This window comes from Marinifilum sp. N1E240 (genome assembly GCF_009295825.1).
GTDB lineage: Bacteria > Bacteroidota > Bacteroidia > Bacteroidales > Marinifilaceae > Marinifilum_A > Marinifilum_A sediminis.
Genome location: NZ_WHKF01000001.1, coordinates 596038 through 621484, shown reverse-complemented (window position 1 = coordinate 621484; position 25447 = coordinate 596038). Strand labels below are relative to the sequence as shown.

The following is a 25447-nucleotide window of genomic DNA, read 5'->3' as shown; positions in this document are numbered from 1 at the left end:
TCGGTACAGTTAGTTTTCATTTATTAAAAACACTAACTTAATATAACAATTTAATTGGAAAACTCAGCAATATTTTTTATCTATACTTCATGTTTTCAGCTCCATACACAAACATCACGCTTAAAATATTATCAAGGCTTGATTTAAATATTTTTAGAACACGTAACAAATTATACCAACCGGGTTTCTTAATAAGTCTTTGTCATATCCTCGCGAACTACAATCACATAATTGTTCTTGCCTTTTAGTTTGGAATCCATTTTTTTAAGTTGATCGGCTGTTGCGGTGTAAATTGTTGCAATTTTCAAATCTGGATTCGCCTGCTTCAAGTACCAAACAATACCTTCGTAGTTATTTGAATGATAAGCTCCATTGTAGTGGAGGAATTGCTGACCTTGCTTCCAATTCGCCAATATAAAATGTGCCATAGTAGCATCTTTTATTGCCTGTGCTTTTGGGAAATTATCCATCATTTCGCTACTCATGTGCATGTCCATTTCTTTCATTGCCTTGTAGCCTGGCAATTCTGCATCGTAAGCAATTGGTTGAGGAGCTATCCATGCTTTTTCCTCATCGCTTAGTTCTTCAAGTACTTTAAATCCACCTTTAAATACTTTAGATGCATATCGTCTTGGAACATTGCTTGCTACAAAATGCAGATTGTTATCTTTTGCAAAATCTAGCAATGGCTTATAGTCGGTCTTGAAATTTTTCCACAAACGAGCAGTATCTACAAATTCCTCTACCGATAACTTTTCTTTCAAATAAGCCGTAAGAAGTTCCTGATTATCCGTTTCGAACATTTCAGCTCCAAGCACCAGACTTTCTTCTTTTAACTCAAACAAATCTTTTGTAACCTGCAATTCCAGCCAATGAGCAATGGCATTGTTGTGCAGTTCTCCAAACAGAACCACATCGACATCGGCAATCTGCTTAATCATTTTCTGATAACGGATCGGTTTACCGTTCTCTTTAAATATTCTGTAAGTAGGATTTCCATTACTGAAAGCAAAACAAATGATAGCGAGGAATAAGATTTTTCTCATTGGTGATAGGTTTTATGAACCTATCTAAGATATTGAAAATATTAATAAAAATGCCCTTGAATTAATTCATGGGCAGTGGATAAAAAATACTGTGCTTTTTATTTTATTAGTTCTTCATAAACCTCATCGTTAAAAATTACGATTGGATCCTCTTCGGTTAGTAAATTGTATTCGTATAAATTGATTCCATCTCCTTTATCGAATTTTCCATTTTTATTTAAATCAATCATTGTTCTAAAGTACATTAAGCCTGATACGGGTTTAACACTCCAATCTTTCAAATGCTCCGATGATGGACTTAATCTTTTAAAATTACTACCATCCGATGCCGATAAATACAATACAGCCATATCATTTTCATCAAGAATGTTATCCATGCTTGTATCATTTTCAATAACCCGATATACAAATCGATCTTTTGCATGAATGGTATCTAAACGATACAGGTAATTAACTCCATCAATCTTAAGAGTTTTATTGGTAAGCAATTTAAATTCCTGTTTCCCTTTGGATCTGATCATTAAATTATCCAATATCCCTCCTAAATAATTCCCACTTACATAACCCATTTTATATGATCCACTACTCCCTGAATAAGATCCTTTCAACCTTACACTTTTACGAAAACTTTCTTCAGAATAACCAATTGGAAAATACAAATAATCCAAATCTTCGAAAGTAAAAGGCAAACTCGAAAGGATTTTATTATCATTTGTTAATGCAATGTTTTCAGAATTATCTTTATCTGATTGATTAAACACGACCTCAGTTTTGTCATAACAAGATGTCACTAAAACAAGGCATAAGCTTAGAAGAAAAATTCTCATTATTTTGGAGTTTTGATTCGTAAAGTTTGAATTTAGGAAAAGTCGACCTGATAAACAAAAAGATAAATATTTACAATCGAATTTTTTCGATATGAATAATAAACCATCGCATCAAAAAAGAAAAACTTATACAAGTTTCAAGAAATTTGATTTGCTTTTTTACTAATACACAACAAACCAATAAAGGTTAATAGTCCATTAATCATTAGCAATTCAAATCCAATTGAAATGCCAAACCAGTCCATAGAATTATCCTTTAAAATGTAGCAGACAATAGGTGACAAAATTGCAATATATGGAACCAATTGATCCTTTACTTTTAATTTAGTAAACAAGCCAAATGCATACAAACCAAGTAAAGGACCGTAAGTATATCCGGCAACAGTAAATATGGCTGCAATTACCGAATCGTCATTTATAATTCTAAAAATCATTATTACAACAAGTAATAAAGCTGAAAATAAAATATGTGATTGTCGACGCAGTTTTCGAGTTTTTGCCTCATCCTTTTCATCTGCTCCTAAAATATCAACCGTAAAGGAAGTTGTTAAGGAAGTTAAAGCCGAATCGGCACTTGAGTATGCCGCAGCCATTAAACCGACTAAAAAGAAAAGACTTACAACAGGTCCTAAATGCTGAGTTGCTAACATCGGAAACAAGTCATCTCCTCTTTCAGGAATGGCAATGCCTTCGTGTTGAGCAAAAAGAATAAGAAGAGCTCCTAATACTAAAAATAATAGGTTTGCTGGTATAAAAGCAAATCCATACCAGTACATGTTCTTTTTGGCTTCACCTAAATTTTTACAACTCAAGTTTTTTTGCATCATATCCTGGTCTAATCCAGTCATTACAATTGTAATAAAGGCTCCAGTTAAAAACTGCTTAAAGAAATTCTGTTTACTTTGCCAATCATCAAATATAAATACTTGCGAATATTCACTTTTACTAATCATAGCGCTTAAGCCAGATATATCGAGTTGAAGTTTATCCATTATCAAATAAATACTCACACCAACAGCTAATAGCATGAAAAGCGTTTGTAAAGTATCTGTCCATACTATCGTTTTAATCCCACCTTTAAAAGTGTACAGCCAAATCAGTAAAATTGTTATGATTACTGTTACGGCAAAAGGAATTCCCCAGGCATCGAACACTGTAATTTGCAATACATTTGCCATTAAAAACAACCGAAAAGAAGCTCCAATGGTTCGTGAGAGTAAGAAAAAAGACGCACCGGTTTTATAAGCTATTTTGCCAAATCTCCCATCTAAATAAGTATAGATTGAAGTAAGATTTAATTTGTAATAAAGCGGCAATAGAATATTAGCTACGACTATATATCCTAACATGTATCCCAAAACCATTTGCATGTATGTAAAATCAATAGACTTTACCCAGCCAGGAACCGAAATAAAAGTAACACCAGATAAGGAAGCGCCAACCATTCCAAAAGCCACAACATACCAAGGCGATTGTTTGTTACCCACAAAAAATCCTTTGTTATCAGCTTTTCTTCCGGTGAAATATGAAATCAACAGTAAAAGGGCAAAATACCCAACAACTACAGATAGAATGGTAATTGGTGACACAGGCTAAATTTTAGAATGAATCTCAAAAATAGGCAAAGCGTTGATTTAATCAAATCCCATGGATTAGAGAAAATCCTACGATTTTCGTATAAATTGTTACTTTTGGTGACAGAAACGAATTGATGACAGATGAGCTACACTAATTTTCCTTCTAAATTGCTTGAGAATGCAGTTGCTGAATTTTCAAAACTTCCTGGCATTGGAAGAAAAACAGCTCTGCGCTTGGTTTTACATTTGCTAAACCAACCCAAGGAAGATGTACATCGTTTTGGCGCATCCATCACCCAACTTCGCGATGAAATAAAACATTGTACTTCCTGCTATAACATTTCAGATACTGAGGTTTGCGACATTTGTGCCAATCCAAAACGTGATCACGAAACAATCTGTGTTGTAGAAAGTATTCGAGATGTAATGTCTATAGAAAGAACTCAGCAATACAATGGAATTTATCATGTATTAGGTGGCATTATTTCACCAATGGATGGTGTTGGTCCTAGCGATTTGCAAATTGATCCCCTTATTAAAAAAGCCAAAGAAGGTAAAATGAAAGAAGTAATTTTAGCTTTAAGCACCACAATGGAAGGCGATACTACCAACTTTTTTCTTTACAAAAAGATGAACAAATTCGAACTGAATATCACTACAATTGCACGAGGTGTTTCCATTGGTGACGAATTGGAATATACCGATGAAATTACTTTAGGTAGATCAATTCTTCATAGAACTCCTTTTGATCAGAATTTAAAATAAACAATTCTAAAAATTCAGTAATTCGTAAGGTTCCTAATAGCCCCACCAACTTTTTGCTTTCATCTTATAACTTTTTACTATCTGCTTATCGATAAATAGAATCTTAAGATACGTTTGTCTTTTTCTGCATTTTTATTAAATTCGCATAGTATTTAGACTAAATAAACACAATCATAAACAACACTAACTCCGATTTGTATTTAGATTCTGTGATTAACAATTTTAAATATCCATCGGCTTTGCCTATCTTCATAGGTATCAAAAAAACAATCACACATGGCTAAAATAGAAATTCTGATTCCTGCTATGGGGGAAGGAATCACTGAAGCAACCGTTACTCAATTCCTAAAAAAAGAGGGTGATTTTGTAGAAGAAGAAGAATCCTTAATGGAAATTGCAACTGATAAAGTTGACTCTGAAATTCCTGCACCACAAAGTGGTAAAATCGCAAAATTCCTTGTTGCAGAGGGAGATGTTGCCCAAGTTGGTGAGATAGTCGCAATTATAGTACCTGAAGGAGAAGATCTAAATGAAGAGGAAGCTACTGTTTCTGTAAAAAAGCCAGTTGAAGAAGAAATAGTATTTGAAATTCCGAAGGAAATTTCGAATTCAGAATCGGAACCAAAACTAACAAGCAAAACCGAGAACGGATCGTTCATTTCTCCTTTAGTCCGCAAAATTGCTCAAGAAGAAAACATCAGTTTACAAGAATTGAATTCCTTAGAAGGTTCGGGGGAACACAAGAGAATTACAAAAAAGGATATTCTGCAATTTATCGAAGATAAAAAGTCGACTCCTATAGTGAAAGAGCCTATTGTTGCTCCTGTAAGTTCTTCAGTTGTTGCTCCTGTTCAGAAATCTTATGATGGTGAAAATGTGGAAATTATTGAAATGGATCGTATGCGTAAATTAATTGCGCAATACATGGTCAATTCTAAACAAGTTTCGCCTCATGTCACTTCATTTATTGATGTTGATGTTACTGGTTTGGTACAATGGAGAAATAAAGTAAAGAATGAATTTTTGCAGAAAGAAGGTCAGAAATTAACCTTCACTCCTATTTTTGTTGAAGCTGTTACTAAAGCTTTGAAAGACTATCCAATGGTTAATGTTTCGGTTGATGGAGATAAAATCATTCGTAAAAAATTCATCAATATTGGAATGGCTACTGCGCTGCCAAGTGGCAATTTAATTGTTCCAGTTATTAAATCTGCAGATGAGAAAAACCTGACCGGCATTACCAAAACGGTTAATGATTTAGCAGACAGAGCTCGTTCAAACAATCTACAACCGGATGAAATTAAAGGAAGTACATTTACCATTACCAATTTAGGTGCTTTTGGTAGCACAACTGGTACTCCTATTATTAATCAGCCTGAGGTTGCAATTTTAGCCGTTGGAGCAATAAAAAAGAAACCTGCTGTAATTGAAACACCGCAAGGAGACACAATTGGAATCAGGAATATTATGGTTCTTTCTCTTTCTTACGATCATCGCGTGGTAGATGGTGCTTTAGGTGGAATGTTCCTAAAAAGAATTGCTGAATACCTGGAGAATTTCGATATCAGCAGAACTGTATAATCTTACAAATACACTATAAAAAGAGCCGTTGAACCTAGTTCAGCGGTTTTTTATTGCCCCGAATTAAGCAATTACTCAAAAATTGTAATTTTTTTATCCGAATTGCAATCGAAAGTAGTTTTATGTTCCTTACTTTTATAAGATTTTAGAAATAGCTGGTAAAAGGTACTTTTTTATTAACAAATTGGTATTTTTTACTAAATCTCTATTGAATATTAACTCGTATCTGTTATATTTAGTTATTGTTAATTAATTTAAACCATATAAACTGCCCTACAGACCTTTGTTTGAATAAGAATTCTTCACTTACGAAGTTCTTGTTTATGGTCCTACTCTCTATTTTAATAGGGGTGTGTACCCCATACTCTCTTAATGCCAGTCCCAAAAAACAAAAGATTGCAGATAAGAGAAGGTATCAATTAGCAGAAAGATTTCTAGAAAATGGAAATTATTCCAAAGCTGCTGGTATATACAGAGAACTTTTAGAGCAATCCTCGCGAAATGCAGATCTTAATTTTAAATTAGGTGTTTGCTACCTAAACATCGTATCGGAAAAAGGAAAAGCCGTTGCCTACCTTGAAAAATCAATTCAGTACACTAACTCAAAGAACAATGTTTCAATGGATGTGTACTACAATCTTGCAAAAGCATATCATACCAACTATCAATTTAGAGAAGCATTAAGGGTTTACAAAGATTTACTACAAATCATTTCACCACAAAACACCAGTTTCAGAAATGAAATTCAACGTGAAATTAAAATGTGTAAGAATGGATTGGAATTGGTCAAAAATCCGATCAATATCTCTATCGTAAATCTGGGAAATAAAATTAATACTGAATTTGCTGAACACAGTCCTGGAGTTACTGCTGATGAAAGTACAATGGTTTTTACTTCAAGAAGAAACGGAACCGGTAGTAAAATTGACATAGATGGACAATATTTCGAAGATATTTACATTTCACATTTGGTAAATGGCTCCTGGTCCATGCCAACAGGTATCGCCAATTTAAATACCATCGATCACGATGCCTCTATCTCAATATCCGCTGACGGACAAGAACTATATATATACAAAGCAGGATATTTAAATCGAAAAGAATCTGAAGGTGGAGACATTTATGTGAGTAAATTAAATGGTAGTACATGGTCTGATCCTAAAAAACTTGGACCAAACATCAACTCTAAAAGTAAAGAGAGTCATATTTCTGTTTCGGCTGATAGTAGAACCATTTATTTTTCGAGCGACCGTCCTGGCGGATATGGTGGAATGGATGTCTATACTGTTACCAAACTTCCTAACGGAAAATGGGGAAAAGCCAAAAATCTAGGTCCCGCAATCAATACTGAATACAACGATGATGCTCCTTTTATTCATCCTGATGGGAAGACACTTTACTTTAGTTCAGCCGGTCATAAAACTATGGGTGGTTTAGATATCTTTAAAAGTGTGAAAATTAAGGGAAGATGGACAACTCCTATAAATATTGGTTATCCAATTAATTCGACTGATGACGATATTTATTACACGCCAACACCTGATGGAAAGCGAGCTTATTTCGCTTCTTATAGAAAAGGTAGTTTGGGACGAACCGATATTTTCCTAATAAAAACTCCCGACGCCGATAAGGTTGGATTATTTGTTTTAAAAGGAAAAATTGTGACCTCAAATGGTACTCCTGTTGGAAATTCCAAGATTACGGTAAGTCAAAACAATCAAACCATTGGAATTTATACTCCGAATTCAGCAACAGGAAAATTCCTGTTTATTATCGATGCTGGAAAAAAATATGATATTGAAATTGTAGCCGAAGGATATCGTACGCTTCGTACAGTTTTAAATATTCCACCTGAGTTTGCCAATAAGGAAAACCACAGTGTAATTACCTTATTGCCACTCACATTAAGAACTAAGGATGAACCAGATTATCCTCAAACTATTGAGTTGATCGATTTTGAAGAGAGTAAATTGAATGAAGTTGGTTCTATTGCTTCCAAGGTAGATTCAATTCCTGAGGATAAAACATTTACTGAACCATTAACAAAAGACAGTATTTTGACTGAACCTAGCACAAAAGCTGTGGATGAGATCATCAACAATATGGTTCAAAAAGACAGTTTAACTTCGGTTAAAAAACCTATTACAAAAGTTGAGGATAAAAAGGAAACTAATACACCTAATCAGAAATCGACAACTAGTGGAAGTGATACAAAAACTTTTACTCCAATAGTCCCAAAAGTTACTCCTGGACTTCCTGTAATTGGAGCAAACAAGAAAAAAACAAATACCAATAGAAAAGAGGAAGAAAAGAAAAAGACAATCAATAAGAAGAAAATAATTACTGATAAAAAACTGAGTAAAGGTTCCGCTATTGACAATCAAAAAGCAAATGTGGAAGCAATTGCAGCAGGTGATCTTGCCTTTACTTTGGACTTAGGAAACTTTAATTCGCCTCAACCAGAATTGTTTGAAGAACTTGCTGGAGTTATCGAAACGCTTGGTCCTAATAAGCGTTATCATTATACCTACGGAAAATTTAAAAATTATAAAGAAGCCTCAAAAGCGCAAAAAACAATTGTTAAAAAAGGGTTTAAAACTACAAAAATCAGAATTTTATCTAAAAACAATTTGGTGAAAGAAAAATCTGGTGGTGAAACCTATTATACCATTCAGATTATGGCATTAAACCTGCCAATTGAAGCTGAATTTTTCGATAATCTTGACAATGTAAAAGTTTTTAAAGGTAGTGATGGATTTACACGATATACCTATCGTAAATTCAAGTCATATCACAAAGCTATTCAAGAAATGAATCGTTTGATTCGAATGGGATATTGGGACGCTTTTGTTCGTACGGTGATCAATGATCAATTACTGTATTCGGGTATGAAATATCGCGAAAACTCAAACTATACCATTCAGTTAATGGCCCTAAGACATCCTCGCCCTTTGTCCTATTTTAAAGATTTGGGTAATGTAAATATGTTCGTTGACCAAAACGGTCTGTACAGATATACCTTTGGATCATATTCTTCCAAGAGTGAGGCTATAAGAGATTTGGGAACTGCTCTTAAAAATGGGTATTGGGATGCTTTCGTGAGAAAATCGTTACACGGTGAAAGCTTACCTGAAAATAAAGTGGGTAATAATTCGAATTATTATACCATACAGGTAATGGCATTGCAAAATGCCCGCCCATTAAATTATTTTAAAAATTTAGATCAAAGTAACATGTCAGTCTATAAAGGAAATGATGGTTTATCGAGGTATACCTTCCAAAAATTCTCTTCTCTTTCTCAGGCTAAAAGTCGATTGTCATCGGTAACCAAAAAAGGTTATTTAGATGCCTTTACCCGTGAACTTAAATGGTATAAGAAACACTAATAATGCAAGTTCTCAACAATAAAAATATTCGTCTGCGGGCACTGGAACCAACCGATTTAAAACTATTATACAAATGGGAAAACGATTCCTCTATTTGGGAGGTTAGCCATACATTGAAACCCTTTTCTCTGTTTGTATTAAAACAATATCTGGAAAGTTCGCATCTTGATATTTTTGAAACCAAACAATTACGACTTGTAATTGAAAGAGCTGATAATGAAAATCCTGTTGGCTTAATTGATATTTTTGATTTTGATCCATACCATCGTCGAGCAGGAGTTGGCATTTTAATTCACAACAAAGAAAACCAACAAAAAGGATACGCCTCGGAAGCTTTACAAACACTTTGCGAGTATGCGTTTAAAGTTCTTCAATTACATCAATTGTATTGCAATATAACTTCTAAAAATGAAAATAGCTTAAGGTTATTTCAGAACAATGGATTTGAGATTATTGGTTCAAAAAAAGATTGGATCAGTACTTCTGATGGCTGGCTGGATGAATACCTTCTACAGAAAATAAACTCTAGAGATCTTTAATAGTTTTGTATTCAGGAATATCTTCCAAAAAACGAAAACTCTTCTTCTCATAATCCATATAACAGCAAAAATGTCTTAGTCCATTCGTCACTACTAAAAATGGAACTCTAAGTTTCATATTGTATCGTGCAACCTGATTGAACACATCCTGCGTAATTTTAATTTTTACTGATTTGCACTCCACAATCATTACAGGGTTTGCTTTGCTATTGTATAAAACGATATCGCTACGTTGAGGTAAAAGATTGACATCTACCTTTTTCTCGACTGCTATTAATGAGGCAGGATAACCTTTTTCTTCAATCAAATATCGAATGAAATTTTGTCTCACCCATTCTTCTGGTGTTAATACAATATACTTCTTTCGAATACTGTCAAAAATTAGTTTTCTTTGCAGCTCAGATTTTATTTTGAAGGAATAAGTTGGTAAATTTAAGTTTTCCATAAAAAGCCATTAACAGGCTAAAGGTACAAGATTATTCCTATTTAAATTACTCCAACAAATGAAGACTAAAGAAGAAATTGTTAAAAACTGGTTATCCAGATATACAGGAAGAGAGCTTGCTGATTTCACACCCTATATTCTATTAACGAACTTCAACCATTACGTTGAGTTGTTTGCTGAATGGCATAATTGTGAAATTGTGGGTGAGGATAAGGCAATGCCTAATGCCTCAGCAAATGGAATAACGATTATCAACTTTGGAATGGGTAGTCCGAATGCTGCAACGGTTTTGGATTTATTAAGTGCGATTAAACCTAAAGGAGTATTGTTTTTGGGTAAATGTGGTGGCTTAAAAAGAAAGAACAAATTAGGAGATCTTATACTGCCGATAGCAGCGATTAGAAGCGAAGGAACATCAAATGACTATTTGCCACCTGAAGTACCGGCATTACCTGCCTACAGTCTTCAAATGGCAGTTTCTCAGGTAATATCCGATAGAAATAAAGATTACTATACCGGAACTGTATTTACTACAAATAAAAGAGTGTGGGAATACGATGAGCGTTTTAAAAAATATCTGACCAAAACAAGAGCTATGGCGATTGATATGGAAACGGCAACCATATTTACAGTGGGTTTTTACAATGAAATTCCTGTTGGAGCTTTGCTTTTAGTATCAGATCAGCCGATGATTTCAGAGGGTGTTAAAACAGATAAAAGTGATGCTGATGTGACCAGTAATTTCGTAAATGAACATTTGGAAGTGGGAATTGAAGCTTTAAAAGAAATCATGCACAACCGTCAATCGGTAAAACACCTTAGATTTTAAGATCAGCAAAATGACTTACGAAGAGATATTACGAAGCCTTAAAAAGAAAGAGTACGCTCCTGTATATTTTTTAATGGGAGATGAAAGTTTTTTTATTGATAAAATTACCGATTACATTATTGAAAATGCACTTGCCGAATCGGAACGGGACTTTAATCAGACCATTCTTTATGGCAAGGATACTGATATAGGAACCATTGTGACAACCGCAAGACGTTTTCCTATGATGGCTGAAAAACAGTTGGTAGTGATTCGAGAGGCTCAAAATATTAAGAATATCGATCAATTATCTTCCTATGTTAAGAATCCTTTGAAATCTACTATTCTGGTGATCAATTACAAATACAAATCATTAGATAAACGAAAGAATTTCACCAAGGAAGTCGCCCAAAATGGAGTACTTTTCGAATCCAAAAAAATCTATGATAATCAGGTTCCTGATTGGATAAAAAAATATGCATCAGGATTAAAATACAATATAGATACAAAGGGAGCATTCCTTCTTGCCGAGTTTTTAGGTAACGATTTAGGCAAAATAACTAATGCCCTTGAAAAGTTAACCATAAATATTACCAACAGAAGTACAATTACTCCCGATGACATCGAGAAAAATATCGGTATATCAAAGGATTACAATAATTTTGAGCTCCAAAATGCATTAGGTAAAAAAGATGTGTTTAAAGCCAATCAAATCATAAATTTCTTTTCGACAAACGAAAAAAATCATCCAATGGTTGTAACCATTGCCCTATTGCACTCGTATTTCTCCAAAGTTTTGAAGTATTATTTTATAAAAAATAAAACAAACGAAAAAGTTGTTGCTTCAAGCTTACGAATCAATCCGTATTTCGTAAAAGATTATAAACAAGCTTCGGCAAAATACAATCCCAAGAAATTGGTATCAATTATTGAGATGTTGCGGGAGTACGATTTAAAATCGAAAGGATATGGCGATGTAAGTACCAAACATGGAGATCTATTAAAAGAATTAATTTTTAAGATTCTCCATTAGAGGCAGCGTAACATTAAAAAAACTTAAGTTGTACGCAATACCCTAATATGAGAGTAAATTTACCCATTCACCTACTACTACTTGTACTTTTGCTTAGCGCACAAGCAAGTTTCGGGCAATCACCTATTGTACGTAACGATACCGTATCTATTACGAATCTAAGTTCAAACAATGAAGTGGTTTATATTGAAATTGATTTTCTTAAGAATGATAAAATATCAGATAATGGAGATATTGAAACGAGCATTCTTAAACAAACAGATCAATTTGGAAAGGCTTATTTGATAGAAGATAATACTCTAATGGTATACTATCCTTACGAAATGAGTTTTGGTACGGATACCATTTACTATGAAGTGTGTAATGCAGCCAATCAGTGCGATAAAGCTTTGATTTTGGTAAATGTGTTAGATCCTAATCAGGTTGAATTGTTTATACCTTCTTCGTTTTCGCCTAACAACGATAACATTAACGACAAATTTTACATCAAGGGTATCGAAAACTATCCCGAAAACGAGTTTATCGTTTTCTCACGCTGGGGAACAAAAGTTTTTGAAAAAAGAAACTACAGTAACCAAGATGCTTGGGATGGTGGCTATAACAGCACCGGAGTTAAACTTGGTCCTGGGGACAAACTGCCCAAAGGAACCTATTTCTTTAAGTTAATTATTAAAGATAAAGAGTATGTAAAAAGTGGTTATATCGTTGTTAAATACTGAGAATGAATCGAACCCTAAGAACTGTATTATATATCGGATGTTTACTTATATCCATTGAAAACTCAGTGGCACAGGAGGACATCCGTTTTTCAAATTATACATATAATCGTCTTTTTTACAATCCTGCCTATGCTGGAAGTAGCCAGTTTATGGAAGCTGTTTTAGCATACAGAAATCAATGGGTTGATGTTGAAGGCTCACCTGAAACTGCTGTAGTTTCAATTCAAGCTCCTATAAACCGCACCAATTTTGGCTTAGGTGCAGTTGTCTACAATAATAGCTTTGGAATTCAGAAAGACAATGCCATTTTTCTAAACTATGCCTATCATCTACAGTTAAGTTATGAGGGAATTTTATCACTGGGAATTCAGGCTGGAGTTATTAACAAACAAATTAAGTGGAGTGATTTAACAACTTTTGATCCCAATTTTCCTTCGCCTGATGATCCTGCTTTTCCAGATCAGGATGTCTCAACTTGGGTTCCTAACTTTGGGATAGGTTTTTACTACTATACACCAAAATTCTATGTAGGATTTTCTGCTCCCCGATTGTTATCCAACGATCAACCATCAACGGAAGGTTTTTCGGAAAATATGAAATTCGAAGCAAAAAATATTCCTTTTTATGTTGGTGCCGGTACAAAGTTGGATTTAAATCATGAATTGAAATTAGCACCATCACTATTATTAGTAAAACAACATTCGGGTAAGGCTATTGCTAATGTTAATCTTGAATTTTTGCACAGATCAGGAGTATCGATTGGAGCTGGATACAGAACTGATGATTCCTGGGCTGGATTGTTAGGATATCAATTAAGTCAAAAACTAAGATTTTCATATTCTTATGAAAAATATTTTGGAAAATATCGTTCAAAAGGCTTCACAAATCATGAAATAATATTAAATTACAATCTATCATTAAAAAAGAGCCGAATTACTTCACCTCGTTATTTTTAAGGACTATGAACAGTAACCCGGGATTGAATTTTCTATTTGCAACACTTCTAATTTTGGCAGGAAACTTTAGTGTTTTTGCCCAAAGTCAACTTGTACAAAAAGGCGATCGTTTTTTCAATAATGAAGAATATTCAAATGCTGAATATTATTACAAGAAGGTACTTGAAACTACAAATAATATTGATGTAAAAAGAAAGCTTGCCTGCTGTTACATTCAAACCGATAATCATGCTAAAGCTATCAATTTAATAGAAAATTTGGTTGGACAAGAGAATGCTGACTCAAAAGATTTTCTGATGTATGCAAATTTATTAAAAAGAAACAGAAACTATACTGAAGCTTTAATCTGGTATAGCAAATACATCAAATACAATCCTAAAGATGAAAATATTGCCAATCTTATACTGTCTTGTAAACGTATAAAAGAATTGGAAGATCAGGAATTGTACACTGTCAGTTCTCTAAATATAAATACTCCACAATCCGATTTTCCATCTGCACTATTTAAAGATGGATTGGTAATTGTATCGGGACGACCAAATGAAACATCCAGAACAAAAGATGGTAGAACTGGTGAGCATTATTTAGACTTGTATTATTCTGAAAGAAGCGATGAAAAGTTTCTTTCGCCAGTTCCTTTCAATGGCGCATTCAACACAAAATATCACGAGGGACCAGCTTGTTTTACACCCAATGAAAAATTCGTTTACTTCACTCGAAACAAAGGGAATTTGAATTTGGAAGGAAAATCGGAATTAAATATCTATACTGCTCGATTTAATGGCAAATCGTGGGACAAACCAGAATTGTTTCTCTTCTCAGGACAAAACTATTCAATAGGACATCCAAGCATTTCTCCTGACGGTAGAAACCTTTATTTCATATCTAATATGAAAGGTGGATATGGAGGAACTGACATTTATGTATGTAGAAAATTAGGCTTTGTTTGGAGTAAACCAATTAATCTTGGTCCTGCTGTAAATACTTCCGGAAACGAAATGTTTCCGTTTATTGCAGCTGATAACTATTTGTATTTTGCATCCGATGGTCATATTGGTTTTGGTGGTTTAGATATCTTTAAAACTACATTTACTCAAAACGAATGGACCTACCCAATCAATTTAGGTCCTCCTTTTAATTCTCAAAAAGATGATTTCGCATATCTTATCGAAGCAAATAAAGAAATGGGCTATTTTTCTTCCAATAGAGATGGAAACGATGATATTTTCTTATTTGAGCGCAATCCGGATAAAATTAAAATTCTAAAAGGCAGAATTGTAGATGTTAAAAACAAACAAGCCTTAGATAGTGTTGAAGTTGTCCTTATTGATAATCTCTCGAAAGAAAAAATTGATCTTACCAATGAGAAAGGCATTTTCAACTTGGATATTTATAAAGGAAAAAATTACAGCTTAATAGTGAGCAAACCAGGTTACAAAACCAAACGAATTTTATATTTCGCCAACCAAACACAAAACACCAAACAATTAAATATTGCAATGGAACAAACTCCTTGGGTAATATTCAAGGGTAGCATAATTAATCAGTATACTGGTCGATCGGTTGAAAATGCAAGTGTTGAAATTATCAATCAAACTTATAAAATCAATAGTTTCTGCGAATCGGATGATTATGGTGATTTTGAAAAAGAGATGGATCCTTCAAAATCATATGACATTATCATCTATAAAGAAGGCTATTTCACCAAAGTCTTAAACAATTACAGATATACATCAGACAAATATGAGCAAATTGAACTTCAAAAATTCAATCGAAATGAATTGATGCAGCTATATGGTGTAGAATTTGAAAATGGTTCTTCAAATTTAGGAGAACACACAATAAATGAATTAAATAATTTGGCGGGTTTGTTAAAAGTAAATCCTAATATTGCAATAGAAATAATTGGTTGCACCAATTCAGATCTAGGAAAGAGAGAAAATAAAAGCCTAAGTTTAGAAAGGGCAAAAAAAGCATCTGAATATATTGTTTCAAAAGGGATAACCAATAACAGAGTTCAATACAAATCGGCAGGTTACGATCAAGGAAGATCGGCACTTACAGTGAAACTTGTCGAAGCATTTTAAGAAAGAAATATATGACCATTATAATAATTGCCATTACAGTATTAACTTCAATTGCAGCATTTAAAAACAATGAATTACTGTACAAATATCAGTTTAATGCGTATCAAATTCTAAAAAGAAATCAATGGTACCGATTAATTACCTATGGTTTTTTACATGCAAATTGGGATCACTTATTGGTAAATATGATCGTCCTCTATTTTTTTGGTGATGCCATAGAATACTATTTAACTGACAATTTTGGATCTGCTGGAGTGTTCTATTTTTTCACTTTATATTTAAGTGCCATTGTAATTTCCACCTTATACGATTTAAGAAAACATCGCGATCATTATCATTACAATGCGGTTGGAGCTTCAGGCGCAACTTCAGCAGTTGTATTTGCTACTATATTTTTTGCTCCATTACAACCCGTTTATTTGTTCTTTGTGATACCTATTCCAGGTATTATTTTTGGAGCTGCTTATCTTTATTACTCCTATTACATGGGGAAAAAAAATATTGATAATATCGGTCACAGTGCCCATTTCTATGGTGCCTTGTTTGGATTTCTCTTTCCAATCCTCCTTAATCCACAATTATTCTCAGTATTTTTGCAGAAGATTCTCAATTTTTAGGACATGCAAAAAGCTATATTTCTTGATCGAGACGGAGTAATAAACTCCGATATTGGTCATTATTACATCTACCGTGTTGAAGATTTTCTTATCAATGAAGGTATAATTCCTTCTTTGAAAAAATTCTCTGATGCTGGTTACCTATTGTTCATTGTTACCAATCAGGGAGGTGTAGCAAAAGGTATTTACACGGAAGATGATGTAAACAAAGTTCATTCTCACCTCCTATGTATTCTGGAAAAGGAGAATATTAAAATTGAGAAAATCTACTTTTGTCCTCATCACGATAGTGTTGCTGCTTGTCAATGTCGTAAACCAAGCCCTTATTTCTTTCAGCAGGCAATAAATGAGTTTGACATTGATAAGGAAAAATCTTATATGATTGGAGATAGTCCCAGAGACAAGCAAGCATCTGAAGCTGCTGGTATAAAAGGTATTAAAGTTGATGCTAACGAGAATATTAGTAAGTATTGCGATCAAATTCTAAGAGGAGAAATTTAATATGAAACCTGAGGAATACATCAGTCTTAACGGAGAATTATTTTTAAAAAACGAAGCTATTTTTAGCGCTCAAAACAGAGCTTTTAAGTATGGAGACTCGCTATTTGAAACCATACATGCCAACGGCACCGAAATTCAATTTCTAGATCAACACCTGAATCGAATTTCAAAGGCAATGAGAACTATTGGTATGGTTTATCCTTCCAATTTTAAAGAGAAAGTTCGTACAGATATTACTTATTTAATCAATAAAAATAAAGCTTTTAGCGGAACACGAATTCGTTTATCTGTATTTAGAAATGATGGTGGATTATACACTCCTACTGACAATACTATATCCTATTTAATTGAGACTTCTCGTCTGGATCACGATCATTATCATCTTAATAAAAAAGGATTACAAATTGATATTTATCAGGATATAAAAAAAACAAATGGTATTCTTTCGCAGTTTAAAACAGGAAATTCTCTTCTGTTTATAATGGCTGGAAATCACAAAAAGAAATTACAATTGGATGACTGTTTGTTACTTAATGAGAGAGGAAATCTTGTTGAAAGCATTAGCTCCAATCTGTTTATTGTAAAAGATAATATTCTTTTAACACCAGGTACCGATAGTGGTGCGGTTTCTGGAATAATGCGAGAGCAAATTATTGAAGCGGCAATTAATCTGGGAATAACAATTTACGACGATTGTGATTTATCCGTTGATGACCTACTAAATGCAGACGAAATTTTCCTTACCAATGCTATTGTAGGTATCAATTGGGTTGTTGCTTTTCAGGAAAGAAGGTTTTTTAATAAAACCGCTAAACTTTTAATCGAAGAATTGAATAGAACTGCTTTTAGTTCTTAATTCATACTCGGGTTTTCTGGGAAATTGGACCACATTCTATATTTCCCACCCAAATTTCTTAAACATTCTTCCCACAAATTCTGATTCTCCAGATTCATAATTTTATTCACTTCTGTTTGGCTAACTAACCATGAGTGCTCTTGAATTTCCTCTCCCAACTGACCAGCACTCCAACCGGCATATCCTGCAAAAAAACGAACCTGATGCGGCAATACCTTTTTCTCCTCTATAAGGTCTTTTAAAACAGTAAAATCACCTCCCCAATAGAGACTATCAAAAATGTGAATGCTATTCGGTATCAGCTTTGGAATAGTATGTATGTAGTAAATTCGATTGGTATCAACGGGTCCACCTATATAAACATCACCGTCGAAGTGGGCAATATTTATTAATACCTCATCAACCGATAAGTTTATCGGCTTATTTAAAACAAAACCTACAGCTCCGTCTTCATTAAACTCTGCCAATAATATAATGGATCGCTTGAAATAACGTCCTTCTAAAAAAGGTTCAGCTATAAGTATTTTTCCCTTTTCCGGATTAATATTATTGTTCTCGATTCTAAAAATATCTGAAGTTTCGTCCACACCTATTAAATTAAGTTCCTGATTACAAAATAACCAATTTTACCAAAGAAAAAAAGAATTTCATAATGTAAACTTCTTAAGCTATAAGTAGAATTTATTAGCATAAAGTAAACAAAATCGGTATATTTATTTCATCCTATTAAAATACCTATACAATGTACAAATACTTAGTCCGAACTATACTCCTTCTATTTTTATTGTCCAATTTTCACTATGTTTTTTCCTCTACAATTCAACAAAAAAAACAAATTACATCTTTTGAAATAGAATTGCCGAAAATAATAGTTGCCGACATAAATTCTGAAATTAAAATTCTACTTGATCAAGAATGGCAAAATACGAATGACAGTTTAGAAGTGGTTGTCAATCAAAAACATTTTAAGCTCGTTCCAACTAAAAACAACATTCATATTCCATATGTTTTTAAAGGAAAACAGCAGGTGAATGTTCAAATATACAATATAGAACAATCCAAATCTTTTTCAGCCATCCCCTTATGGATGTCGATATTACCTCCTTTAATTGCCATTGTTATGGCTTTGTTATTTAAGGAAGTGTTTTCAGCTTTATTTGTAGGTTTATTTTCAGGTACTTTGATTATTTATTCCTTTCAGGAAGGATCAATTTTAACTGCATTTTTTAAAGCAATTTTTGCGATATCTGATACATATATCATTCAATCTTTAACCGACTCAGGTCATATATCAATAATTGTATTTTCAATGTTAATAGGTGCTATGGTGAACCTTATTACAAAAAATGGTGGAATGCAAGGTGTAGTAAATAAACTATCAAAATTTGCAAACAGTCACCGATCAGGACAATTAGTTACCTGGATATTGGGCGTACTTATTTTCTTTGATGACTATGCAAATACCTTGGTAGTGGGTAATACAATGAGACCTGTAACCGATAAGTTGAAAATCTCAAGAGAAAAATTGGCTTATATTGTTGATTCTACAGCTGCTCCTGTTGCCTCTATTGCAATGATTACAACCTGGATTGGAATTGAGTTAAGTTACATTCAATCAGCTACCTCTCAAATAAATATCATCGAAAGTCCTTATAGTATATTTTTGAATTCATTGCCGACCCGCTTTTATCCTTTCTTTACCCTATTTTTCATTCTAATGTTAGTTATCATGAAAAGGGATTTTGGTCCAATGTATAAAGCCGAAAAAAGAAGTCGAACCGGTGAAAGAAATCCTGAAAATATAGTCTCAAAAGAAAAATTAAATGAAGAAGAAAGCATCCATATATCAGAGAATATACCGACGCGTTGGTACAATGCTGGAATTCCTGTATTAATAGTAATATTAGGAACTTTTGCAGGATTAATATATACTGGTTGGGATACAACTATTTGGAATGATTCAAACATAGCATTTGGCACCAAACTATCCCATATCATAGGATCTTCCGATTCTTATTTAGCCTTATTATGGTCATCACTTTCTGCTGTCTTGGTAGCTGCAGCATTAAGTATTAGTCAAGGTATTTTAAACCTTAAAAAAACCATTGATGCGTTGGTAAGCGGTTTTAAAACTATGCTTACAGCAATACTTATTTTAATTTTGGCTTGGGCTCTGGCTGATATTACAAAAGACATGCATACTGCTGATTTTATATCCAATTTATTAATTGCCACAGATGTTCCACCTGAATTCTTGCCTACATTTACATTTATATTATCCGCATTAATTGCTTTTTCGACAGGATCATCCTGGGGTACGATGGCTATTCTTTATCCCTTAATATTACCAGCCTCCTGGGCTCTTTGTCACTCCGCTGGAATGAATAACATTGAGAGTATGAACATTTTCTATATAACGGTCTCAGCAATTCTGGCAGGTTCTGTTTTAGGTGATCATTGTTCTCCTATTTCAGATACAACCATCCTAAGTTCTTTAGCAAGTTCATGTAATCATATAGAACACGTCAGAACCCAACTTCCATATGCATTAACCGTTGGATCAGTTGCAATATTTGCTGGTTTATTACCTGCAGCTTACGGAGTTTCTTCATGGCTTTTAATTCCACTGGGCTTTACTATTCTATTTTTAATTGTAAAATTTATTGGAAAAAGATATTAAAACAAAAAACCTGGCATTCTACAGAAAAGAATAATGCCAGGTTTATATTTTATGTTGATTTGTAATTATCTATTACGACAATTTTACCACTAACCACAATGTATCAAACCAACACTAACTAAAAACTTATACCCTAAAGACGTGTAAAATTGTAAAAAGGTGACAGGAAAATTCATTTTTAACAAAATTTAACATGCTTGCCTTAGTACTAACTATTTTATAACTGAGATTTACACATAAAAAAACAGTCACTCCCCCTAAGAATGACTGCTTATTGCTATATAATATAGCCTTTAAAATTGTGCCCTGATATTTTTACATCACCTAATTACATAGGCACTACATACTAAAAACATTCGATTTAAGACCCCTAATTCTCGCCTCGAACAATACTAAAACAGGTTCATCTAAAAAATGGGTGACAAAGAATTGGAAAATTTCAATTCATAGAATAAAAAACTTGACAAACAAAAAACAGCCGTCTCAATGAAACGGCTGTTGCTCTTTATATTTGAGCTCGATTAGTCATTATCGTTGTAAGAATTACCACATTACATCCAACTATTACTAACTAAAAGTTTTTTCGAAAAACTACTTAAAATCTTTCGAACACTTATATAACAAGTTGCAAGTAATAATGGGTGACAGGGAACACAAAAAATCCGTAAATAAATTTTTACGGATTAAAACTTTACTTAAAAATAAGCCTAGTTAATATATATCGAAGGAAATTTATCTGGATTTGATTCCCTCATTATCTCATAGATCAATTCAAAGACATCCTCTGCGTTAGGATTTGAAAAATAATCTCCATCTGTTCCATAAGCCGGACGATGATCTTTTGCTGTAATTGTTTTAGGCTCTGAATCTAGGTAAAAGTATGCCTTCTGATCTTCCAAAACCTTCTGCATCATAAATGCAGTTGCTCCACCTGGAACATCCTCATCGAAAAATACAATTCGATTTGTCTTTTTAACAGATTCAAGAATTCGACTGTTCACATCAAATGGCAGTAATGTTTGTACATCAATTAGTTCCACTGAAATATCAAAATCTTTCAATTGCTTAACTGCATCTTCTGCAATTCGAACACATGATCCATAAGTTACCAAAGTAATATCCGAACCCTCATTTAAAACCTCAGGTACTCCCAACGAAGTTTTAAACTCTCCCAAATTGTCAGGAAGCTTTTCCTTCAATCGATATCCATTCAATGGTTCAATAACCAAAGCTGGTTCATCCGATTCTAAAAGTGTATTGTATAATCCTGCGGCAATAGTCATGTTTCTTGGAACACAAACATGTACCCCACGGATAGAATTTATAACCATACTTAACGGAGAACCTGAATGCCAAATTCCCTCAAGTCTATGACCACGCGTACGAATTATCACCGGCGCTTTTTGACCACCTTTGGTACGATATTGCATGGTTGCCAAATCATCACTCATGGTTTGCAAAGCATACAATAGATAATCAAAATACTGAATTTCAGCAATTGGACGCATTCCTCGTAAAGCTAAGCCAATACCTTGCCCTAGAATGGTAGCTTCGCGAATTCCGGTATCGGTAACTCTTAACTCTCCAAACTTTTCCTGCATTCCTTCTAAACTTTGATTCACACCGCCAATAAAGCCAGTATCTTCACCAAAGGTCAAAAGCAATGGATATTTAGTAAATAGTTTCTCAAAATTATCACGAAGTACTTCCCGACCATTCACAGTTTTAGAGGTATCACTATATATTGGATCAACAGCTTTTATATTCTGGATGCCTAATTCTGTTTCAGAATACAAGTAACTGCTGTATCTTTCATGATTCTCTTCTATTGTATTCTTTAACCATTCTTGCAACTGAGATTTTAATGGTTTAAAACTTTCACAGGTTGAACAAATGTGTCTTAGAATTTTCTTTGCCGCACTAACATTATCTTTACGTACCGGATTAATAATTTTCTTTAATCCATTGGTGATAGCGTCAATTCTTTCCGTTTTTTTGCAATCACAGCCGGCATTTTCAACCAACTTGATCAAATTATCACGTTCTTTTTTAATCGGATCGATAAAAGTTTTCCATGCCGCCTTACGGGCTTGTTTCACTTCTTCGATGGCATCAGCTTCTATTTCATCCAATTTTGCACCTTCAACCAACTCCATTGAAAGAATCCATTCTCTCATTTTTTTGATTGGATCAAATTCTTTCTCCCATTCCAATCGCTCCTTTGTCTTGTATCTTTCATGCGATCCTGAAGTTGAATGTCCTAAAGGTTGAGTCATTTCAGTCACGTGAAATAATGTTGGTGTATGATCTCTACGGCAAAGTTCAACTCCTTCTACATACATTTTACAAAGAGCTGGATAATCCCATCCTTTAGCTTTGTATATTAAATATCCATCTCCTTTTTCATCTTGCTCAAAGCCTTTTAAAACTTCGGATATATTCGATTTGGTTGTTTGATATTTGTTCGGGACAGAAATCCCCCAACCATCATCCCAAACACTCATTGCCATTGGTACTTTTAAAACACCAGCTGCATTAATGGTCTCCCAAAAATGTCCTTCAGATGTACTTGAATCGCCAATGGTTCCAAATGCAACTTCATTTCCCTTTATAGAAAATTCGTTAAATTGATGTAATTCCTTATTTTCCCTGAACAATTTAGAAGCATATGCCAATCCCAATAAACGTGGCATTTGACCCGCTGTTGGAGAAATGTCGGCAGATGAATTTTTCTGCTTGGTTAAATTCTTCCAACTCCCATCTTCATTTAAACTTCGGGAAGCATAATGGTTATTCATTAAGCGACCTCCATTTGCAGGATTCTTGTCTAGCTGTGTTTCTCCAAATAATTGTGCGAAAAATTCCTCTGGAGTTAGCATTCCTGATGCAAGCATAAATGTTTGATCTCGATAATATCCAGATCTCCAATCACCCTCCTTGAACGATTTTGCCATTGCGATTTGAGCAATTTCCTTTCCGTCACCAAAAATTCCAAATTTAGCTTTTCCGGTAAGTACTTCTTTCCGCCCCAAAATACTTAACTGACGACTAATATTTGCTATGCGATAATCCTTAAGAACTTCGGAAGTAAAATCTTCAAAGGATAAATTTTCATCATTCGCTTCTTTGTTTTCCTTTATTGTTTCAGACATATTTTTGTATTTGTCGGACTTGAAATAGTTTCCCCCTTATTTCAATATCCTAAGTATGTTAGTGTGTTTATTTAACAGAATTATTTTGATTTTATCAAAATCAAATTTAGCAAGAATAATTCTAAATAAGAAAATTCTCAACAAGTATTTCAGACCTTAAAATCTGCATTCATTTGGTCTTACAAGACTGAAATGATATCTTTGCCTTTAAATTATTAAGAATTATTCAAATGATTGTAAAAGTTTTACTTATAACTGTAGTTATTTTGGGAATTGCCTTTATAGGATTAGCAATATCTATACTAATTAAAAAGAATGGTAGATTTCCTGAACTACACATTGGAAAAAATGAAGAGCTGAAAAAGAGGGGAATTGCGTGTGCAACTACTCAGCACAAAATGGAGCAAGCAAAAGGAAGAAATGCTAAACAGAGCAGTAAAATGAGTCTTCTTGATAAAGAACTACAATCTTTATAAGTACTTAACTAATCTTAAAAGTTAAAAAGATCTAAATCTCTTTCCAAAATACAACCTTACACGATTTAAGTTCGTAATTAGTTAGTAGTACAAAACTAAAAACCATGCTTGTATTTTTTAAAATATTATTGCTTTCGCTTTTCTTATTGCTGCTTGCATTTGCTGGTTTTGCAATTAAACTACTATTCGACAAAAATGCAAAATTCACAGGTGGAGGATGTAGTTCTTGTGGGTGTGAAGATGAAGAGTCAGAAAATTGCGAAGTAAAGTAATTATGCTATTATGGTTATCGGTTTTCCGTTGATCTCTGTTTGTATTATTTCATAACAACTACATTTTTGCAGACGTAGGCAGACAGAAAACCGATAACTTCTAGATCTTATTGTAAAATTTTACCCTTTAAACTTTCGGTAATGTAAACTTTAAGATTTCCTTTATCGTCAGCATAAATAAAATAAGCTTCCATTTGCGGATCTTTCTCTACAATCTCAATACTTTTCTCTAATCCCAGAACCATAAATGCTGTTGCATAAGCATCTGCCGTCATACATTCAGGTGCTATAACCGAAGCAGAAAGCAAACTGTGCTGCACAGGATATCCCAGTCTTGGATCGATAGTGTGAGCATATTTTTTACCATCCTTCACGTAGAATTGTCGGTAATTACCAGAAGTAGCCATTGCGCCATTATCCAATTCTATTACATCTTGAATTTGTCGGGATAAGCTCGATGGATCATCGATTGGTTTATCAATTCCAACCCTCCATAATCTTTCCTTATTACTTAGTCCTTTTGCTCGAATTTCACCACCAATTTCAACCATGTAATTGGTAATCCCTTTTGTTTCCAAAAAATCAGCTACAACATCAACACCATAACCTTTGGCAATGGCACTGGCATCAAACATGATTCTAGGATCCTCTTTAATCACTTTTCCAGCCTCTAATTTCACTTTTTGATATCCAACTATAGCCAATAAACTATCAACCGGAATTTGGTCTGGATCCAACTTATTTTTAAATCCAAATCCCCAGGCATTAGCCAAAGGAGCAACCGTCCAATCAAAAGCGCCATCTGTAATTTTAGCGACCTCTTCACTTTTTTCAAAAACCGTTTTAAAATAATGATCCAATACAACAGTAGAATCGTTGTTATTCACTTTTGAAATTACCGATTCTACTTTATAAGTTGATAAGGAATAATCAAACTCATTTAGTTTTTCTAAAATTTCAGTTTGTAATCCTTCCTGATGTGGATACTCATAAATGATATGATAGAAGGTGCCAAAAATCTGACCTTCATTAAAATGATATTTTTCCTTTTGATCCTGACATGCTCCTAAAAGAACACTTAAACCAACAAGGGTAAGAAGAAATGTTTTTCTCATGATTTAATT

The 25447-nt window shown here is 33.7% G+C and carries 22 protein-coding genes; 15 read left to right on the top strand and 7 right to left on the bottom strand.

Annotation, left to right across the window (positions count from 1 at the left end; genetic code table 11):
- Window positions 1-188: 188 nt before the first annotated feature.
- The 3 genes from GCQ56_RS02755 to GCQ56_RS02745 form a co-directional block, all read right to left on the bottom strand.
- The gene (locus GCQ56_RS02755) at window positions 189-1046 is read right to left on the bottom strand and encodes a ChaN family lipoprotein (protein WP_152732859.1); all 858 of its coding nucleotides are present in this window, start codon (window positions 1044-1046) and stop codon (window positions 189-191) included.
- Window positions 1047-1144: 98 nt separating this feature from the next.
- The gene (locus tag GCQ56_RS02750) at window positions 1145-1873 is read right to left on the bottom strand and encodes a hypothetical protein (RefSeq protein WP_152732858.1); all 729 of its coding nucleotides are present in this window, start codon (window positions 1871-1873) and stop codon (window positions 1145-1147) included.
- 137 nt (window positions 1874-2010) lie between these two features.
- Window positions 2011-3462, bottom strand: coding sequence for a sodium:solute symporter (locus tag GCQ56_RS02745; RefSeq protein ID WP_299992950.1), 1452 nt, complete (start codon window positions 3460-3462; stop codon window positions 2011-2013).
- 129 nt (window positions 3463-3591) lie between these two features.
- On the opposite strand from GCQ56_RS02745, the gene recR reads away from it, so the two are divergent.
- From recR to GCQ56_RS02725, 4 genes are all read left to right on the top strand, one after another.
- Complete coding sequence (gene recR, locus GCQ56_RS02740; protein ID WP_152732857.1) at window positions 3592-4215, top strand: recombination mediator RecR; 624 nt, start codon at window positions 3592-3594, stop codon at window positions 4213-4215.
- Window positions 4216-4491: 276 nt separating this feature from the next.
- A complete protein-coding gene (locus GCQ56_RS02735; protein WP_152732856.1) occupies window positions 4492-5796 on the top strand; it encodes a dihydrolipoamide acetyltransferase family protein in 1305 nt (434 codons plus the stop codon).
- A 323-nt stretch (window positions 5797-6119) separates the two neighbouring features.
- Window positions 6120-9182 carry a PD40 domain-containing protein gene (locus GCQ56_RS02730; RefSeq protein ID WP_152732855.1) on the top strand — a complete coding sequence of 1021 codons (3063 nt, stop codon included), beginning with the start codon at window positions 6120-6122 and terminating at the stop codon, window positions 9180-9182.
- 2 nt (window positions 9183-9184) lie between these two features.
- Entirely contained in the window at window positions 9185-9721 is a 537-nt protein-coding gene (locus GCQ56_RS02725; RefSeq protein WP_152732854.1) for a GNAT family N-acetyltransferase, read from the top strand.
- On the opposite strand, the gene GCQ56_RS02720 is transcribed toward GCQ56_RS02725, so the two are convergent.
- Complete coding sequence (locus GCQ56_RS02720) at window positions 9708-10166, bottom strand: type I restriction enzyme HsdR N-terminal domain-containing protein (protein ID WP_152732853.1); 459 nt, start codon at window positions 10164-10166, stop codon at window positions 9708-9710. The genes GCQ56_RS02725 and GCQ56_RS02720 overlap by 14 nt on opposite strands.
- A 58-nt stretch (window positions 10167-10224) precedes the next feature.
- On the opposite strand from GCQ56_RS02720, the gene GCQ56_RS02715 reads away from it, so the two are divergent.
- From GCQ56_RS02715 to GCQ56_RS02680, 8 genes are read left to right on the top strand one after another with little or no spacing between them, the layout of a single operon-like run.
- On the top strand, window positions 10225-10995 hold the full coding sequence (locus GCQ56_RS02715) for an AMP nucleosidase (RefSeq protein ID WP_152732852.1): 771 nt from the start codon (window positions 10225-10227) through the stop codon (window positions 10993-10995).
- A 10-nt stretch (window positions 10996-11005) separates the two neighbouring features.
- Window positions 11006-12007, top strand: a complete 1002-nt coding sequence (holA, locus tag GCQ56_RS02710) for a DNA polymerase III subunit delta (RefSeq protein ID WP_152732851.1) — start codon at window positions 11006-11008, stop codon at window positions 12005-12007.
- A gap of 47 nt (window positions 12008-12054) precedes the next feature.
- Entirely contained in the window at window positions 12055-12726 is a 672-nt protein-coding gene (locus tag GCQ56_RS02705) for a gliding motility-associated C-terminal domain-containing protein (RefSeq protein ID WP_152732850.1), read from the top strand.
- Window positions 12727-12728: 2 nt separating this feature from the next.
- On the top strand, window positions 12729-13682 hold the full coding sequence (locus GCQ56_RS02700; RefSeq protein WP_152732849.1) for a type IX secretion system membrane protein PorP/SprF: 954 nt from the start codon (window positions 12729-12731) through the stop codon (window positions 13680-13682).
- A gap of 5 nt (window positions 13683-13687) precedes the next feature.
- The gene (locus GCQ56_RS02695) at window positions 13688-15769 is read left to right on the top strand and encodes an OmpA family protein (protein ID WP_152732848.1); all 2082 of its coding nucleotides are present in this window, start codon (window positions 13688-13690) and stop codon (window positions 15767-15769) included.
- Window positions 15770-15780: 11 nt separating this feature from the next.
- On the top strand, window positions 15781-16386 hold the full coding sequence (locus GCQ56_RS02690) for a rhomboid family intramembrane serine protease (RefSeq protein WP_152732847.1): 606 nt from the start codon (window positions 15781-15783) through the stop codon (window positions 16384-16386).
- Window positions 16387-16389: 3 nt separating this feature from the next.
- Window positions 16390-16887, top strand: a complete 498-nt coding sequence (locus GCQ56_RS02685) for an HAD-IIIA family hydrolase (protein WP_152732846.1) — start codon at window positions 16390-16392, stop codon at window positions 16885-16887.
- 1 nt (window position 16888) lies between these two features.
- Window positions 16889-17743 carry an aminotransferase class IV gene (locus GCQ56_RS02680; RefSeq protein ID WP_152732845.1) on the top strand — a complete coding sequence of 285 codons (855 nt, stop codon included), beginning with the start codon at window positions 16889-16891 and terminating at the stop codon, window positions 17741-17743.
- Here GCQ56_RS02680 and GCQ56_RS02675 read toward each other — a convergent pair.
- Entirely contained in the window at window positions 17740-18330 is a 591-nt protein-coding gene (locus GCQ56_RS02675) for a YqgE/AlgH family protein (RefSeq protein WP_299992956.1), read from the bottom strand. The two genes, GCQ56_RS02680 and GCQ56_RS02675, sit on opposite strands and share 4 nt — an antisense overlap.
- Before the next feature lie 269 nt (window positions 18331-18599).
- Here GCQ56_RS02675 and GCQ56_RS02670 point away from each other — a divergent pair, with 269 nt between their 5' ends.
- Entirely contained in the window at window positions 18600-20423 is a 1824-nt protein-coding gene (locus GCQ56_RS02670; protein WP_193323696.1) for a Na+/H+ antiporter NhaC family protein, read from the top strand.
- 707 nt (window positions 20424-21130) lie between these two features.
- Here the strand turns inward: GCQ56_RS02670 and GCQ56_RS02665 are convergent.
- On the bottom strand, window positions 21131-23575 hold the full coding sequence (locus GCQ56_RS02665) for a thiamine pyrophosphate-dependent enzyme (RefSeq protein ID WP_152732843.1): 2445 nt from the start codon (window positions 23573-23575) through the stop codon (window positions 21131-21133).
- A 230-nt stretch (window positions 23576-23805) separates the two neighbouring features.
- Between GCQ56_RS02665 and GCQ56_RS02660 the strand changes: the two genes are divergently transcribed.
- Window positions 23806-24051 carry a hypothetical protein gene (locus GCQ56_RS02660; RefSeq protein ID WP_152732842.1) on the top strand — a complete coding sequence of 82 codons (246 nt, stop codon included), beginning with the start codon at window positions 23806-23808 and terminating at the stop codon, window positions 24049-24051.
- 104 nt (window positions 24052-24155) lie between these two features.
- Window positions 24156-24323 (top strand): membrane or secreted protein, encoded by a 168-nt coding sequence (locus tag GCQ56_RS02655; RefSeq protein WP_152732841.1) that lies wholly within the window; start codon window positions 24156-24158, stop codon window positions 24321-24323.
- Window positions 24324-24430: 107 nt separating this feature from the next.
- Here the strand turns inward: GCQ56_RS02655 and GCQ56_RS02650 are convergent, their stop codons facing one another.
- The gene (locus tag GCQ56_RS02650; protein WP_152732840.1) at window positions 24431-25438 is read right to left on the bottom strand and encodes an FAD:protein FMN transferase; all 1008 of its coding nucleotides are present in this window, start codon (window positions 25436-25438) and stop codon (window positions 24431-24433) included.
- Between the last annotated feature and the right edge of the window lie 9 nt (window positions 25439-25447).